The 17305-nt window shown below is 45.7% G+C and carries 14 protein-coding genes; 4 read left to right on the forward strand and 10 right to left on the reverse strand.

From position 1 onward, the window contains the following. Positions 1–3: 3 nt before the first annotated feature. Genes gmhB through ACXAH6_RS09395 form a run of 4 tightly spaced genes read left to right on the forward strand, consistent with a single transcriptional unit; the run spans position 4 to position 4248 of the window. A complete protein-coding gene (gene gmhB, locus ACXAH6_RS09380) occupies positions 4–567 on the forward strand; it encodes a D-glycero-beta-D-manno-heptose 1,7-bisphosphate 7-phosphatase (protein ID WP_474876395.1) in 564 nt (187 codons plus the stop codon). Further along, entirely contained in the window at positions 564–2303 is a 1740-nt protein-coding gene (locus ACXAH6_RS09385; protein WP_474876396.1) for an arsenate reductase/protein-tyrosine-phosphatase family protein, read from the forward strand. Before gmhB ends, ACXAH6_RS09385 begins: the two co-directional genes overlap by 4 nt. A 32-nt stretch (positions 2304–2335) precedes the next feature. Beyond that, on the forward strand, positions 2336–3301 hold the full coding sequence (locus ACXAH6_RS09390) for a polysaccharide deacetylase family protein (protein WP_474876397.1): 966 nt from the start codon (positions 2336–2338) through the stop codon (positions 3299–3301). After that, complete coding sequence (locus ACXAH6_RS09395) at positions 3298–4248, forward strand: glycosyltransferase family 2 protein (RefSeq protein ID WP_474876398.1); 951 nt, start codon at positions 3298–3300, stop codon at positions 4246–4248. Before ACXAH6_RS09390 ends, ACXAH6_RS09395 begins: the two co-directional genes overlap by 4 nt. 28 nt (positions 4249–4276) lie before the next feature. On the opposite strand, the gene ACXAH6_RS09400 is transcribed toward ACXAH6_RS09395, so the two are convergent. The 10 genes from ACXAH6_RS09400 to ACXAH6_RS09445 all read right to left on the reverse strand — a co-directional run bounded on the left by ACXAH6_RS09400 (position 4277) and on the right by ACXAH6_RS09445 (position 17166). After that, positions 4277–5587, reverse strand: a complete 1311-nt coding sequence (locus ACXAH6_RS09400; protein ID WP_474876399.1) for a putative O-glycosylation ligase, exosortase A system-associated — start codon at positions 5585–5587, stop codon at positions 4277–4279. Between the two features lie 103 nt (positions 5588–5690). Beyond that, positions 5691–6857, reverse strand: a complete 1167-nt coding sequence (locus ACXAH6_RS09405) for a glycosyltransferase family 4 protein (RefSeq protein WP_474876400.1) — start codon at positions 6855–6857, stop codon at positions 5691–5693. A 14-nt stretch (positions 6858–6871) separates the two neighbouring features. Further along, positions 6872–8056, reverse strand: coding sequence for a glycosyltransferase family 4 protein (locus ACXAH6_RS09410; protein ID WP_474876401.1), 1185 nt, complete (start codon positions 8054–8056; stop codon positions 6872–6874). Then, positions 8053–9309: a TIGR03087 family PEP-CTERM/XrtA system glycosyltransferase gene (locus ACXAH6_RS09415; RefSeq protein ID WP_474876402.1), complete on the reverse strand. Its 1257-nt coding sequence runs from the start codon at positions 9307–9309 to the stop codon at positions 8053–8055. Before ACXAH6_RS09415 ends, ACXAH6_RS09410 begins: the two co-directional genes overlap by 4 nt. Next, positions 9306–11216: an XrtA/PEP-CTERM system amidotransferase gene (locus tag ACXAH6_RS09420; RefSeq protein ID WP_474876403.1), complete on the reverse strand. Its 1911-nt coding sequence runs from the start codon at positions 11214–11216 to the stop codon at positions 9306–9308. The genes ACXAH6_RS09415 and ACXAH6_RS09420 overlap by 4 nt, the downstream gene beginning before the upstream one ends. Positions 11217–11218: 2 nt before the next feature. Further along, on the reverse strand, positions 11219–12301 hold the full coding sequence (locus tag ACXAH6_RS09425) for a glycosyltransferase (RefSeq protein WP_474876404.1): 1083 nt from the start codon (positions 12299–12301) through the stop codon (positions 11219–11221). Between the two features lie 17 nt (positions 12302–12318). Then, positions 12319–13797 carry an exosortase A gene (gene xrtA / locus ACXAH6_RS09430; protein ID WP_474876405.1) on the reverse strand — a complete coding sequence of 493 codons (1479 nt, stop codon included), beginning with the start codon at positions 13795–13797 and terminating at the stop codon, positions 12319–12321. Between the two features lie 28 nt (positions 13798–13825). Continuing rightward, a complete protein-coding gene (locus ACXAH6_RS09435) occupies positions 13826–14872 on the reverse strand; it encodes a FemAB family XrtA/PEP-CTERM system-associated protein (RefSeq protein WP_474876406.1) in 1047 nt (348 codons plus the stop codon). After that, the gene (locus ACXAH6_RS09440; RefSeq protein ID WP_474876407.1) at positions 14869–15720 is read right to left on the reverse strand and encodes an XrtA system polysaccharide deacetylase; all 852 of its coding nucleotides are present in this window, start codon (positions 15718–15720) and stop codon (positions 14869–14871) included. The genes ACXAH6_RS09435 and ACXAH6_RS09440 overlap by 4 nt, the downstream gene beginning before the upstream one ends. 33 nt (positions 15721–15753) lie before the next feature. Further along, positions 15754–17166, reverse strand: coding sequence for a TIGR03013 family XrtA/PEP-CTERM system glycosyltransferase (locus ACXAH6_RS09445; protein WP_474876408.1), 1413 nt, complete (start codon positions 17164–17166; stop codon positions 15754–15756). Positions 17167–17305 lie beyond the last annotated feature (139 nt).

The following is a 17305-nucleotide window of genomic DNA, read 5'->3' on the forward strand; positions in this document are numbered from 1 at the left end:
CACATGCAGTTGAGCCTATTTTTGGATCGCGATGGCGTGATAAATGAAGAAGTGGATTATTTGTACAAAGCCGAAGACTTCATCTTCACTCGTGGCTGTATTGATGCATTGCAAAGCTGGAGCAAGGCTGGCCACAATATCTTCATTGTGACCAATCAATCGGGCATCGGTCGAGGCTATTACACCGAAGACGACTTCGCTCAACTCACACAATGGATGTTAACGGTTATGGCGCAACACAATATATCCATAACCGATATTGCTTATTGCCCTCATCACCCAACAAAAGCTCTACCGCCTTACCAGCTTGATTGTGATTGTCGAAAACCTGCTCCAGGGATGTTTAATCAACTCATGCAAAGACACAATATTGCACCACAGAATGCAATAATGGTGGGGGATAAAACCACAGATTTAGCGGCCGCCGAAGCAGCCGGTATTACAGAGTGCTATCTGGTAAAAACCGGCCATAAATTCGACGAGCGCGATGTTCCCGAGAGATGGCATATCTCCGACACCTTATCAGATGTCATCGCAACGCGGTTAAGAGACGGAGCAACAAAGTGAAGAACTCTCCACTGTACAACAAAACCGTACTCGTCTTAGGTGAAGATACCCGAAGCTTTTTGTCTGTTATTCGCTCTCTCGGTAAAGCCGGCATGCAGGTCGATGTGGTTGGCTTTGCCAATAACAGCCCGGCCTTAGCATCGCGTTATATTCGCAATGCGTATATGATCAATTACCAGGCATACAGCGCCGAAGAATGGCAAACCGAAGTCGAGAAAATACTCTGCCATCAGCTTTATGATTTGGTTATACCTTGCGACGAACGCGCTATGTACCCGCTCTTCAACTTGCAAGAAAAACTCGATATACCTACCTGTTTCGCCATCCCTGATACACACCAAACTGCGCCCTTATTTGACAAAGTTGCCACTCGTGAGCTGGCACAATCATTGGGTATTAACGTCGCCCAAGGTAAAGAGGTCAACCTTACTGAAGTTGCATCAAGTGACATTATCAAGACATTCGGTTTACCTGTGGTTTTGAAGCCGGCTAAGTCATACGAGTCAGACAAACTCAATCAGCGCAATAGCGTGGTGATTGCCCGTTCAGAAGCGGATATTTCAGCATTCGCCGTTCACAGCCCTGAATGCCTTATTGAGCAATACTTTACCGGTTACGGAATGGGCGTATCGATACTCTCTGCCAACGGGAAAATTAGCGCAGCTTTCGCTCATAAACGCGTGGCCGAACCAGAAAAAGGTGGCGGCAGCTCATATCGACGTGCTGTGCCCTTATACCCCGACATGCTCGACGCCTGCCAGCGCTATTGCTTGGCACTTCAATATACCGGTGTCGCCATGTTTGAATTTAAATACAACGAGCAAACCCAAGACTGGATACTGATAGAAGTCAACGCTCGCTTTTGGGGTTCACTGCCATTAGCAATTTTTGCTGGCGTAGATTTCCCAGCTCTACTGGCACAGCATCTACTCACGCCTGAGCGAACGTTTAAACTCAAATATAACAGTGCGGCACACGCGAGAAGCCTGTCAGCGGACATTTATGATATCAAGAGTGAATGGGATGCTCTGCAAGCTCAAGGCAAGTCTGTGGCAATTAAAGCCACGCTTTCTCGACTACTCGGATTTACGCGGTTATTAACCTTTCAAGACACCATAGACTCTTTTGCATGGGACGACCTAGGGCCATTTAAAGCAGAGTTAAACGCATTATTACCCGACAGAGTACACGCAAAAATTAATCGTAGATTAACCTTGGAAAACCGGCTAAACCAAGCGATTAAGTTGATCAACGCCATCGCCCTAGAAGAAATTATTGTGCTTTGTTATGGCAACATTATGCGTTCGCCTTTTGGCGAATTATATCTGCGTCCACTGCTCAAGAAGAAAGGCCTGGGTCATATCAAAATTTCCTCAATGGGCCTTCATCAACACGAAAATCGCACTTCGCCCGAGCGCTGTGTGCAGTGTGCAAAAACCTGGCAAGTAGATTTGTCACAACACCGTTCTCAATGGTTAAAGCAGCACCACATTTGCAAAGATACGCAACTTATTTTGTATTTTGACCTAAAACAGGCGTATTTGTTGGAAAGTTACTACCGCGACTATAACGCGATAAACCTCGCGTGGTTTGTCACCGCTCCCTTGGGCCCATTAAGTGAAATTGCCGACCCCTACGATGCAGATGACGCATACTTGCATGCTTGTTATCGTATGATCACCAATGCAATAGACAATTTTGCGGATTACTGTCGTGATGCCCAACGAAAAAGCTAAGCTCGATATGCAGAAAAGAAGGACGAATTAAGGTGTCTCTATCGCTTTCACGCCCCCCTAAACTCGCTATTGTGATCCATACAGAAGAAGAGTTTGACTGGTCTGGCGCATTTAACCGGCAATCAACGCAAGTCACACATGGCGAAGCTTTACAGCACCTCCTCGCAGAACAAATACAACTTGGGGACAAGTTTACACTGGCAATGGATTACCCTTTTGTCACCAGCGCACAAGGGCGCGCTTGTATTGATGCGATGAAACATGAAGCTGGGCAGCACATCGAATTTGCTACCCACTGTCACCCTTGGGTTAACCCGCCGTTCGAAAACAACGAGTCCATCGTTGACGAAAAAGACTCTTACCCGGGAAATTTATCGAAGGAAATGGAACACGCAAAACTGGCCACCCTAACCGACGCCATTGAATCGGCGAGCGGACACAAGCCAGTTACTTATTTAGCAGGCCGCTATGGCATAGGCAAAAACACCCATTCTATTTTGACCCAACTGGGCTACAAAATTGACGTCAGTGTTAGCCCATTTGCTGACTTTCGCCACCAGCATGGTCCAGACTTTAGCGCGTTCAACAACGATATTCAGCGTACAGGGCAACTTATTTCCTGGCCTCATACCAGTGCAGTCGTGTCTTTGTCGCCGTCATTAAATCGGTTTTACAACCAGCATCCTGAGCAATATTACGATCAACGTTTTTTGTCTAAGTTAAAGGCAAAACTGTTAAGAGCTAGGTTATTACGTTTATCACCTGAAGGATTTTCACTGAACGATTTAAAGAAAATCACCCTCAACCAGCTTAAACTTGGACAAGAGTATTTCATCTTGTCTTTTCACTCGCCCAGTGTGAAAGCCGGTTTAACGCCTTATGTCACCTCTGAAGGCGACGCAGAAGCTTTTAAGCAAAAAATACGCGACTACACAGCTTGGTTTAAACATGCGCTATCGGGCAAGTCTATTTGTGTAAATGAGGTAGGCGAGCCATGAGCAACCCACCGTTGCTATTCAGCGTAATCATTCCTAGCCGCAATCGTCCAGACGTGTGCCAGCGCGCGATTCATTCTGTACTGGCGCAAACCCTGACTCAATTTGAAATTATCGTGGTGTGTGACGGCGCCCTTACCCAGTACGAAGAAGCATATCGCACATTGTGCAATACCGACCCAAGAATAAAACTGCATATGTTGCCTCAACGACAACATGGTCACGGCCCCAGTTTTGCGCGAAACACCGGTGTATCACTCAGCCGTGGAAAATACATCGCATTCTTGGACGATGATGACTTGTGGAGCGATTCTGAGCACTTACACACCGCAGAAAAGGCCTTGGAAAATGCAGATAACCCTCAGGTATATTTTACCCATCAGTTTGCCTGTTTTGCCGATGGCACAGAAAAAGCCAATGGTGTTTGGGTTGACGAGTCTCATTATCAGAGCTTTGCAAAAACACTGACTGCACAATGCGTGAGTGTCGATGCACGCAAATTGTTAGAAGCGGGGAAATTTTGTCATTTAAATTGCACTATTCTCTCGCGGGAGCTATTTGATAAAGCCGGTGGATTTGATGAACATTTACGCTACGAAGAAGACAAAGATTTGTATTTCAGAGTATTGCGAGCATCGGACAGTGTGCTATTTTCTCGCCAACATATTGCGCGTCATTTTGTTCCGGTAAAAAGCTCGGCATCTACAGACGTACAGCAAAAAAACAAACTGCTTTACCAATTGTCTCTTTATCAAAAAGCACTCACGCTATTTCCAACCAGTCGTCGCATTAAACTCGACCTATATTATGTGCTACAACACTTATGCTCTCTGGCAATAAAAGAAACAAACAGTGAAGAAGCCCAATACTGGGCCAAGATGGCGCTAGCTGTGAATTTTAATATCAAGTGGGCACTGTACGTACTTAAACTACACTTATTAAAGCGCTAACCAATCGAGCTAGCAAAATACCTTGCCATCAAGGTGATCGCGGCGGGGTTTGGCCTGGCAAGAGTTTTGGCTTTTTAACCACGGTATACAAGGCCACCACACAGCCCAATACAGAGAAGTACAAATCGTTGTAGGCAGAACTGAGTGCAGCCCCTGACGCATAAAAAACTAACAAACTTAATCTCAGCATTTCTGCGGCATTCGATTGCCACGCTTCTGTGGCGTTTTTGATGATATAACCGCATGCCAGTAATGCAGAAAGTGCAATAATGCCGTACCAAAATAGGCCAACAAACCCAGTATCTGCGAGCACTTGGAAGTAGATACTATGGGCAACAAAAACGGGGTCGCCCACTTGAAATACCGGGCTAGGGATAAAGCTCACTTTATCCCACTCTGAAACAAAGCTATAAGCGGTGTTGCGATTGGTAAAGGTGGCATCGAACCCTCCACCAAAGAAAGGGTGCCTCATGGCCATCAATATCGCCAGTTTCCATGATCTCACCCGCCCTTGGAACGAGTCGTCTTCTCCGGCATCCGAAATACTCTCCATGCGGTTAAACCAATCATCGGAAAGGATCGCCAGTGCGCCTCCGGCAATCATGCTAAACAGAAAGCCATCGCGAAACTTATGCTGCGACTTCAACCAATAAAACAGCACAAATATTGCCAACCCCAAAAAGGCCCCACGTGAATTTGAGCCTAAAATAAACATGACGTTGAAGAACATTAAGCCAAACAACCCCAGTGATAAAAGGCGTTTGTCTTTGTACTCACGCGCCAAAAACAACACCAGCGGCACACACATCAGCGATGCCAACGCAGACAAGTTGTTATCGTTAAAAGCTGGGGTTAAGCCAAAGATATTATGGCCACCGAATGATGCAACAAACTTCATGCCGTCAAGCATAGCAACGGTGGCGAATGATAGGGTCACTCCCCAACAAATCGCCTCGAAGTGTATTTTTTTACGCGCGATAAAAGCGATGAATACAAACAAAAGAATGGTGCGCCAAAAATAATTAAAGCGATACCAAACGATAGGCCCATCACCATTATTCAAAAAAGAGCTAATTAACCCGTGTATTAAAAATAGAATAACAAACACAAAGATGGGCGAACGAGGTAAGATGTTTTTGCCTCGATGTATCATGAAACTAACGATTGTCAAAACCGCGAATAAGAAGTTCCATCTTACACTTGTGGCTAACCCACCATACACCCAGGTATAAGGCGGCACCAAACCTGACCATACCCATAGCGAAACCGACAAAAACGGCTTGCGCAATGCGGCATAAACCAGCAGTGGTAAAATCCCTAAGAGTATGATGTCGCGCATTAATCGTCCTTGCCGTCAATTTTCAACGCGGCGAGCACTAAAAACCCCACCATGAAAATTTCAAATACAAACACAAGGTTCTCAATCATAACGCGAACTCTCTCTAGTCTCTTTTCTGCCACGAGGTATCGTGCGTAGTAAGCATTTGGGCTAGCTTCTCAATGCGTTCACCGTTGCCATACCAAGTTAAATTGCGTGTTTTGACCGTTTGCAACGCCCCTTCCGAAATACGTTGCCGTAAAGCCTCATCGTTAACAATACGCTCTAATGCGGTCATCATGGCACTAAGATCACCACTTTCGAATAACAGGGCATTTTCCTCGTGCTGCAATAGCTCGCGAATATTTGGCGTATCGGCAGCCACAATCGCTTTTTTCATTGCAAGATACTCAAGTAACTTCAGCGGCGATGCCCATGGCGTAACCGCAGGCTGTATCGCGATATCCATCTGATGAAGCCAATAGGGAATGTCTTTTCTACCCACTAGCCCAGTACAAATAAATCGATCTGAGAAACCAAGCTTATTGGCAAGTGCCTTTAATGTGTCGATGACTGGGCCATCTCCCACCACCAATAAGCACGTATCATCACGTTGCTGAGAAGCAATCAACTTCATGACTTCATCTAAATGGTGCCACTCTCGACAAAACCCGACAAAACCGATAACAAGCTTACCTGCAAAACGCGATTCACGCTGTTCTGTGGTGTGGGCGTCGAACACTGCCGTATCGACCCCATTGGGGATCACATGAATTTTGTCCGCCGCTACTCCAGCGCTTTCGACATAGCGAGCAAGTACGTCAGTGACCGGTAACACCACATCAGCATGACGCCACGTATAATGCTCGCTCCATCGAGACAGCCACTTGATGCTCACTCCGCCATACTCAAGACGTTCGTCATACAATGGCGCGTTTACTTCGAGAATTAACGGCAGTTTAAACAGCTTCGCAACCCAGATGCCAGCCGGAAACAAAATATTGTATCGTTCGTAAATCACGTCGGGTCGGTTTTTTAACACCTTAACCAGTAACTTAATAAACGCGAAAAAGGTATAAGAGAACTCTAACAGCTCATACACGGCCTGAGGCATGGCTTTTTTAAGCTTGGTCACCCAGCCGCCATCACTACCAAAGCTCGCCGACTCTGTCAGTTTAGGCGCAACAATATCAATGTCATGTCCCAAGGCGTTCAACACCTTTAATATCTCAGAGATATGGACATATTGCCCGTCTTTAGACGCGACCCTGTGGTGATATAAAATTTTCAACCCAAACTCACTTGTTATCTTTTAGTCTGTTGCAATAAATCGTTAAACAGCTTGCGTAGCCCAGCGGTAGTCTCTTGCCAGCTGAAACGCTCTGCGTATGCACGTGTTGACGCTCTTGATGGTTTGTTGGCCAACAGTGTGTTTACACCCTCAGCAATCGCTTGTGCATTGCGCTCTACCAACACCCCTGCCTCACGACTGGCAACCACTTCAGGCGTGCCCCACACTTTGGTTGCAACCACGGCAGTGCCTGATGCCATCGATTCTAATAACACATTCGCCCAACCTTCACGACTCGACGCCAGCACGGATACATCTGCGGCTTGAAACCATTGGTTGAGTTCAGACTGCGCAACACTACCAATTAATTTCACTCTATCTGCTACACCTAGCTTAGCAGCACGAGCTAGCAAGCTCATTTTATCTGGCCCGTCACCGGCAATCACTAATGTTGCATCAGGGATCGACACCAGTGCATCGATGATCAAATGATGCCCTTTACGCTCAATTAACCAACCTACCGATAAAATAAGGGAATGGTGAATGCCTCTCGCCTTTTTTGCCGCCTGTTGTTGCTCTTCTGTTGAGGCTGAAAATAGCGCTAAATCAACCCCATTTCGGTAAACCCCAACACGTTGCTCGTCAACGCCAAGGGCGACCATTTCGTCTTTTAACGCCTGACACACAGTGAGATTGTGAGCGGCCTCATCACAGACCTGTAAAATCATTGCTTTGGCTCGTTCATATTGAGGAACCAAATTGATATCTGTTCCACGAGCTGTGCAGGTAAAAGGCAAACCCGCTTGTTTTGCCACATCCGCAATTGCCACACCATCAGGGAAGTAATAATGCCCGTCAATCAGGTCTGGCTCATAGCGTAAACGCAGTGTATCAAGCTGCCGTTTTATCGCGCGCTTTAAGAAAAAAGGCGTTAGGTACATGCCGATTTTCGGCAGCACCAAATAACGAGGGTGATACACCTCAATACCGTCGATTACTTCCTGTTTGGGAACATTGGCATATTTAGCATACTGGCCAAAAACCGAATGAGAAAACGGAAACCAAGGCACGGGCGCAATCACTTTGGCGCTAAATTCAGGATAGTCTGCAAGTAAATGTTTGAGACGTGTATGAATAAAGATACCGTGTTTTGGGTCGTTGGCGTTGGGGTATAAGGTCGTAATCGTTAACAACTTCATGAGTTATCTCCTTGCGACACCCCAGCTGACGCAGATTCATCTGCTTTTGGTAAGAGGCAGTCTAATACTTGCAGCGCCCCTTCCCAACTGTAATATTGCTCAACCCATTTTCGATTTGCTACCCCACACTCCTCAGCCGTAGTGGGTGAGGTAACAAGGGCTTGTAATGCATGAAAAAAGGCGGTTGCATCGTCAGTCACATAAGGTATTTGGCATTCAGGCAACTGAATACCTTCTTGTGCCATGTGTGTCATCACAACCGCTTTTGACATTGCCATAGCTTCCAGTACTTTATTTTGTACTCCGCGAGCAATTCTGAGCGACGCAACACAACAGGCAGCTCCCTCAACGAAGGGACGCACGTCAACAACTCGCCCCGTGACTACCACACCATCAACTGACGAAAGCGCGGTAACCGCTTCGGTAGGTTTGCCACCCACAATGTAAAACTGAAAGTCGGGAAATTGTGATTTAAATAAAGGCCACACTGATTCCACAAACCACACTACCGCATCGACATTTGCCCAATAATCCATGGCACCAACAAATGCGATGTACGGCTGATTTTCAGCGGGTTTATCTGTGTAGTCGAATTGAGCTTCGGGATTAAAATAGTCGGTGTCGACCCCATTGGGGATCGTCATGACTTTGTTTTGATGAGCGGTAGGCGATAACGAAGAAAACAATGTGCTTTCTTCTGCAGACACAAAACCAATGCGGTCCATCTTAGCTAAAAGATACTGCTCGTATTTGGCAAGCAATTGATACTCTCGTTTGTATATCAATGCCGACAGACCTTTTTTAGCTTCGGCATATTGACGCCATTTGTCGGAATCAATATCAGCCATATCCACCACTTTTAGCGCATCAGACAACCCGGCAACATCCAGGAATTGGCCCATTGACGATGAATAGCAAAACGCGCGCTCAATGGTGTTTGAGGCTACCGTTTCCGCTATCCATTGATGGCAATCAGGGCTGTGATAATGCGCAATCGAAACTGGTTTTTGCGTGAGTAATGCTCGTATTCCCGAACGCCAATAAGGCCGCTGACTAATATCGAAAAACGCACTCGATGCACAATACTCGGCGACCTTGTCTTGGTAAGCTAAATCTTCTTTCGCATCAATAAAACACGCTAAATGCACGTCGAAGCGCCCACTCAACCACTTCAGAATATTGTAGGTCGCAATCTTGTCGCCTTTGTCCGGCGGAAACGGAATGCGATGACAAACAAACAAGATGGCACTCACAGTTTTGCCTCGTCGTTGTCCTCATTAATCAGGAATTGCGCCAACATCATTATTGTCCATAAAGAAGCGGAGTGGTCAGAGCGGCCAGATACATGAGCGTGTATTTTCTGTCGCAATACCGCCATATCAAAAATTCCACTTTTTTCGACGGCGCTTGCGGTAATTAACGCCGTCATTTTGTCTTTAAGCGGGCCTCGCAACCATTCAGCCATCGGTACACTAAAGCCCATTTTTTTGCGATATAAATTATCATGAGGCAAATGAGGCTCAAGCGCTTGCTTAAATCGAGCTTTGCCCTCACCGTTCTGAATATTCATCTCTGACGGTAAACGAAACGCCCATTCAACAAATTGGTGGTCAAAAATCGGCACGCGTACCTCTAAGCCATGAGCCATACTCGCCCTGTCGACTTTGGTGTGAATATCTCCGGTTACCCACGTTTTATAATCGAGATATTGAATCTCTTTTAATGGGTCGGTAAACGCCTTACCTTTCAAGAGTTCATCAAATACCGATTTTGCATCATAACCACTTAACTGCGCTTTAAACTCACGACTATAAAGCTGTTTACGTTCGTCTTTGCGCAACTTGCTCATCGAGTTCAAATAAGCCTCTGAGGCGTCCATCGACAATGACTGAAACGTTGTTTTGGCACGCAAGAACTGAGGCGCCCAATCAAGCTTTGGATAAAGCGCTCCGAGTACGCCGAAGCAGTATTTTCTTATAGCGAGCGGAATTTTGTCTCGCCATTTCTGCTCAGCCAAATGCATGCGATATCGGCGGTAACCGCCAAACAGTTCATCGCCACCGTCTCCAGACAAGGCAACCGTGACATGTTGACGCGCCAATTGACATACCCGATAGGTCGGCAACGACGACGAGTCGGCATAGGGTTCGTCATAAAGCGTATACATGGCGTCGACCAAATCAAAATCTTCATGATTGACAACATCTACGTGATGAAGGGTTTTATATCGCTCTGCGACAAGGGCGGCAAATTCAGTTTCGTTGTAGTCTTGTACGTCAAAACCAATGGCACAGGTGGTCACTGGCTCGGTTTGAAGTTGTGACATCATGGCGACAATTGCACTGGAATCCACCCCACCCGATAGAAAGGCACCAAGCGGCACTTCTGATTCCAGCCGAATATTCACAGCTTCTTTTAAACGTTCAATCAGGGCTTCGTTGTTAACAGAAGACGCGTCGAATTGTGGCTGCTGCCAGGGTAAATCCCAATACTGAACTGGCTCTGGGCACACACCGGAGGTTTGATCAATCAGTAAGTAATGGCCCGCATTGAGTTTTTTAACAGCGCGGAAAATCGATTTAGGATCAGGGACGTAACCAAAAGTTAAATAGTCTTCTATGGCTTGATGACTTAACGTTCGGTCGAATTCTGGGTGCTGCTTGAGGACTTTAATTTCGGAGCCAAATATAATATCGCCAGAGGCTAATTGACTGTAATGAAGAGGCTTGATACCCAGGCGATCTCTGGCGACAAACAATTGATGTGTACGTTGGTCCCACAGTAAAAAGGCAAACATGCCGCGCAAGTGAGATAAGCAATCTACCCCCCACTCTTCCCACGCATGAACAATGGTTTCTGTATCGCTATGTGTTTGATATTGATACCCTTTAGCCTTTAATTCATCTGCAATGTGTTGATGATTAAAAATCTCACCATTAAAAACGATCACCACGTCTTTGTTTTGATTGTAAAGTGGTTGCTTGCCGCCTTCTAAATCAATAATTGAAAGTCTGCGATGTCCCAGGCCAATGCCCGCGGTGACATGATAGCCTTCAGCGTCAGGCCCTCGGTGCGCTTGCGCCCTGTTCATTAATTGAAGGGTGACTAAATCTGGCTCACGCGCGGTGTCAAAAGAGAGCCAACCACTAATTCCACACATTGTTACGCACCTTTGTTATACAGAGCCAAATAGGCATCAACCATGGCCTGTTCACTAAAATTGTGAATGATTTTGTCTCTCGCCTTTGCCCCTTTTTGATGCCACAAGGCTTGTTGCTGAAACGCCTCTAGCAATGCCTTTGCCAGCCCGCCTTCATCATCAGATGCTACGGTTTTTCCTACCGATTCATCGACAACCTCGGGCATGCCACCTACATGTGTAACAATGGCTGGTGTCGCACATGACATCGCTTCAAGCAATGTCATCGGAATACCTTCTCCGAGCGAAGACAACACAAAAACACTGAATTTTTGATAATAACTCAGTACGTTCGATTGAGGTCCAGCAAACACGACTTTATCCGCAAGCCCTAGCCTTTCAGATTCTTGGCGCAAGGCGGTTTCGCATTCCCCACCTCCAACAATATGAAGTAATGCTTGAGTCTCGAACGCAGGATCTTGTTTTCCTGCCAGAGCAAAACTGTGGAGCAACAGAGATTGGTTTTTAATTGGACTAAGTCGCCCAACATGACCAACCACAAAGTGATTTTGCTCAACGCATGACGGTACAAAAAAGTCTGTATCTATGCCATTTCGAATCAAGGCACATTTTTTCTTTTTCAGTGCCACATCATTCAATAACCAGTCGTGTAATTCTTTTGAAACGGCAACAAATTTGTGTACAAAAGGCGCCACTAAGCGCCGCAACCACTGGTACTTTTTATTGCTGCCATTAGGGTCATAAATATCACGCCCGTGCTCAGCGTGAATACGCGTGTTCACTCTGGCAAACCAAGCAACCCATTGCATTTCCAGGGTTGCCAAATTATAGGTATGTACAATATCCGGACGGACTTTTTGTACGCAGTGGTAAAAGCGCTGATACAAGCGCCAGTCATGGCCAGGGCGTTTGTTTAACGTGACAATTTCTACCCGCTCGGGCAACAAGGCTCTAAACTCAGATGAGTAGTCAGTTAGACATATCACTGTGTGTTGGATGTCTGCCGGTAAGCGATTGACACAGTTGATCAGAACGCGCTCTAAGCCTCCAATATGCAAACTATAGACAACATGACAGATATGCATTTAATGACTTACCCCTGTTACTGAGCGAGTTCTCTAGACAAAGGCGCTAATAAAGCCAGTACCGAACTGGGTGATTCGAGCTCAGTAGCATCAACGACAATATAAAAGCCATCAGCGTGTTTGCCATTGAGTTTACGCTTAAACTGCTGCAATTTTATCGTAAGTTCGTCAGCGCTTTGAGAACATTTGATTTGGTAAAAGCTCAGCAAATACCGCTGTTCGCCACCAACATTGACAATATCAGCGTACTTCACCGGCACACCGTCAAGATCTCGGTAGCCCAAGGTTCGCTGTGACCAATATTCAGTATCGAACAAACGATGCAAGCTACTCACCACCTCTTGACCGTCTTCCTCACTGCGATATTGAATATACACTGGCACACCTTGAATGAGCCCTTGCCAATCCTGAGTGTCATACTCTGGTTTCATTGGCCAAGACAATGGCGTTTGTTGAGCTTCAGGAAAAACGCTCATCACTTTTTGATTAATGGTTTTGTCGAGATTAACGGAGGTTTTTGGCAAGGTGATCAACGACACGACCAAAGGCAACACTAACACGCCAACAATCAGAATCGTCAATATCCCCGACGTTTCCGTCACGTAGTAGCTCCGAGGACAAGGCGGGACTTTAGGGGGCTTTTCGCTACCAATATTGCCGATAAAGAACAGCACAATAAGCACGAACAAGAAGAAGAACCAACCATAAACCAAATGGTCTGCGCCAACCGCATGTTCCATGTTAGACAAGTAGCCTATCAACACTATCCCGAACGCTCTGACACCATTAGCCAAAATCGGCACAATGGCACTGACAACGACAAAGGTCGCACGCTTCCATATGCGTTGATAATTTAAGTAAGCGAACAAGACTCCCAAGGCAAAGGTACCGATGAGGAAGCGAATACCAGCACAGGCCTCTGCAACGTGGAACGTGCCATTGGGTAAGTACAAATAAAGCCCGTCGCGATAAACCGGAATATTGAACACATTTAATAGATAAACCGAAATATCAGCAGTCACGTCTTGTAGCCACGGCACCAGTTCTTCGCCAAAGGGCACACAAAACAGTAAATACGCCATGGGAAATAAAATCACACGAAATGCTTTATGCCCCACAAGCATCCATACAATACACACCAGAGAGCCATACGCACATAAGTGCATGATCAAATTAATGTCGAGCGCATTCGCAACAAAGAAGACAACTTGACCAAGAAGTAAAAAAGGCAATAGCCACCACACCGGCGACAAGGTGAGGTTTTTGATAATAGGCTTTTTTTCGTAAATCAAATAAAGCGTGATTGGAAGAATAAAGAAACAGTGTTTAAAGGTTTCTGATGCTATCCACACCGACACCATATGCTGCAGCGTTGGCCAATAAACAAGCAGCCATACGGTTAAACACGTATTGGCTAAGGCAATAAACAACCAAGGTTTACGGTGCATGTTTTCACTGGATTCATCCTGATTGTGATTTACGATGTTGTTTTCCATCCTTGAGGTGCCTTACACAATTCTACCGTTAGCCCAAAAAACGCGAAAGAAACGGGCCAATAAACCGGCTGACTGACAGAGGTAACTTTTTCCACGCGTTGATAAAAAATCGATATTTTGGATTATTGGGGCTCAAATTCGGTAACGCTTGGGCGTTGATCAATTGCACGTAATAGTGCAATGGCTTTGGCTCGATACCCCATGTTTTTTTGTAATGCCCAGAGCCTGAATCATTCTTACTGCGGCCAAAATCGAACCACTCACATTGGCGTTCTAATTTGCTATGGCACATGAGCTGGTAATACATATAGTCATTGCTCTTCAGCGCTCGCGCATCCTGAATTCCCCCACCGTAATAGGGCATGACCACATCTTTGTAATAGAAATTAAGCACCGCCGACACAGGTTTGTCTTCGTGCGTCACTACTAGTACGTCTGTGTGTTCTGGAAAAACCTTTATCAGGTCTCTGAAATATTGCTTGGGAAATACGGGCGTACCCAAATTGCGTACACTTTCTGAGTAAATTCGGTGTGCTGTATCTACGTCTTGACTAAAACGATGCGCCAAGCCTTTACCCAGTGATTGCCTTACGTTGGCGCGCTGCTTCTTTTTAATGCTGAGCAATATCGACGCGTCGTCTTCTTTTAACGGATGAAAATAAGTGGAATGTTGGCAATTAGGGACTAAATCTGGGTTATTGAGCCGTTCAAATGGATAACGAAACTCAATGTAATCAACCGCAAGCTGTTTACCCAGCGACGCCGCCGCTTGTTCTAGTGTACACAGTATGTCGGCATCGTCGGCTATTGCCCCGCCATACACACAAAATGGGGTGGATATCAGCACATGGCCGAACAGTCGGCTCTGTTGCTCAACTAAGGGTAAAACACCGACTAATGTGCCGTCGCTAGCCTCTGCATACAGAAAATGAGCTTTATGCCCAAAAGACATTTCGACAATTTTTGCCCATCCCGAAAGATGAAAAAAGCTGCCCTCGGGATGCTTTTCTACGTAAGCGTCCCATAATGTCGCTTTTTCTGAATCAACAATGAGTGTGTGGACCTGAGTACTCACTTGGGCTGTTCCCCAATCTCATACACGTGACTCATGGTGTTCCACTGAAAGTCGGTCATGAGCTTTTCCAACTTCCCTTGCATGCGGTCGAGGTTGATATAATGACGAAACTTAGACTTTAACGATGCATCATTAATTTTGGGCTGTTTGGGGTCGATTTCCCAAGGGTGAAAGTAAAAGTTATACGGCGCAGACTCGGTTTTAAAATAAGACTGAATGCGTTTTTTAGACAACCAATATGGGAATAACCGGAAATAACCTCCGCCTCCGATCCCCTTGTTCTCACCATTTTTCATCACAGTGGGAACTGGAATTTCGATAATGCCTTCAGGGCGCTCATACTTGAAGCGCGGCCAATCGGGAACGCCGTATAAGTCGTGCTGGATAGGGTATGTACTGGAAGAATAAACAAAGCCTAAACGAACCAACTCTTCGTACACCCATTCGTTTGTCTTGTTCACAGAAAAACTAGGTGCGCGATAACCGACTACCGCTTTACCCGTTATGTCTTCCAATATGGCCTTACTGGTTGTGACATCTTGTATGAAGTGCGCGCGGTCCATTTGCGTCAGCCGAGTATGGTCAAGGCCATGGCTGGCAACCTCATGCCCTTCTTCAACCATACGTCGAATCACCGCCGGACACTTTTCAGCCACCCAACCTAAGGTAAAAAAGGTTGCCTTAACATTGTATTGAGCGAATAAATCCAGCAAAACATGGGTGTTGTGATCAACGCGTAGTGGCATCTTGTGCCAACTGTCTCGCTTAATGGTGTTTTCAAATGCCGAAACGTGAAAGTAATCTTCGACATCCACTGTCATTGCACATTTTTGTGTGTTGTTCGTCATCAATCTATTTCCATCTATCGCCTTAACAACTCACTAGCGGCCTCGCCCAAACAAGACGACTTCTACCGTCCGTATAAGAATTAACAGGTCCAACATTAAACTCTGATGTTTCACGTAATATAAATCAAACTTCAACTTTTCCATTGAATCGTTGATGCTGGCGCCGTAGGGATAATTCAGTTGCGCCCAGCCAGCCAAACCTGGCTTAACATTATGACGCTGATTGTAATACGGAATTTCTTTCAGCAGTGTTTCAACAAATTCTGGACGCTCTGGACGTGGCCCGATAAAAGCCATTTCGCCTTTAAAAATATTCCAAATTTGCGGCAGTTCGTCCAGCCGATATTTGCGAATAAAATGACCAATTTTAGTCACCCGATCATCATTTTTGGCGGCCCACTTCGCGCCGTCTTTTTCCGCGTCGGGGCGCATACTTCTGAATTTAATAATTTTGAACAGTTTACCGTTTAGGCCCACCCGCTCTTGCTTATAAAACACCGATGTTTTCGTTCTTAACCCATCGTCCAGGTAAATAGACAAAGCGGTGATAAGCATAAATGGCCACGTAAACAGCAATACAATTGTTGCCAAAAACGCGTTAATGAAATAATCGAGCGCATCGCGCAGGTAATTTTGAGAGATAAACCCATTGGAGTAGATTACCCAACTTGGGTACATCAAATTTACTACAATCTGGCCGGTTTCCCGCTCCATAAAGTCAAGCAAGTCAGTAACTTGAACACCTCGCAACCGGCAATCAAACAAGACTTCCAACGGCAGAGTACCGCGTCGCTGGTCACAGGCGATAACCAGTTCTTCAATGTCATTATCAACTATAAATTGCTGTAAGTTACTGTCGACTTTCAGGTGTACCAGTTTTTCGTTTTTTATACCTTCTTCGCGGTTGTCTCCCATCATCGGGATAAACCCAAGTAGCTCAAAGCCTATTCTGTCAACATCTCGACGCATGCGCTTTTCGATAATCGACGCGCGCTCGCCCGCGCCCAATACAACAATACGAGTCTTGCCCAGTCCCAACAAGCCCAAGCGGTTGGTAAAATAGCGGAACAATACCAGTGTGATAATAATGAAGCTTGCCGCCGTGGGCAGAAAATACGGGTGTGGGTCGAGCGACGTCAGCATAGTGCTGATCAAAAATTGGATAACAAAGTACGACAAGCCAACACTAACGAATATTCGTCGAATTATGCCGCGAAATGTTTCCCGCAACTTAGTTTCGTATAACCCAACAGACAGTGAAGAAATGAGAATCAGGCACGTTAATACAGCTATCATCGCCACTAGACTAGCGACTGCCATAGGCGCTGTGCCGGTATAGTACGATGTAAGAACACTTGCAATGTAAGTGACGTAGCTGATTAATATGGTTTCAGTAATCACTAACGCATTAGAGCGCTTATTCTGGTTTCCAGACTTACCAGCCATACTTAACAAATCCTTGGCGAACTAGGTAAAAATTTAACTTTATAAGCTCGATAGTAACGTACAACACTGTCATTGGACAATATTTTGACGCGTTAATCGAAAAAGATTCACACAAGGCGAGATTTTGTCCACAAATCGG

The sequence above is a fragment of the Alteromonas sp. ABE4_545 genome (assembly GCF_056161325.1).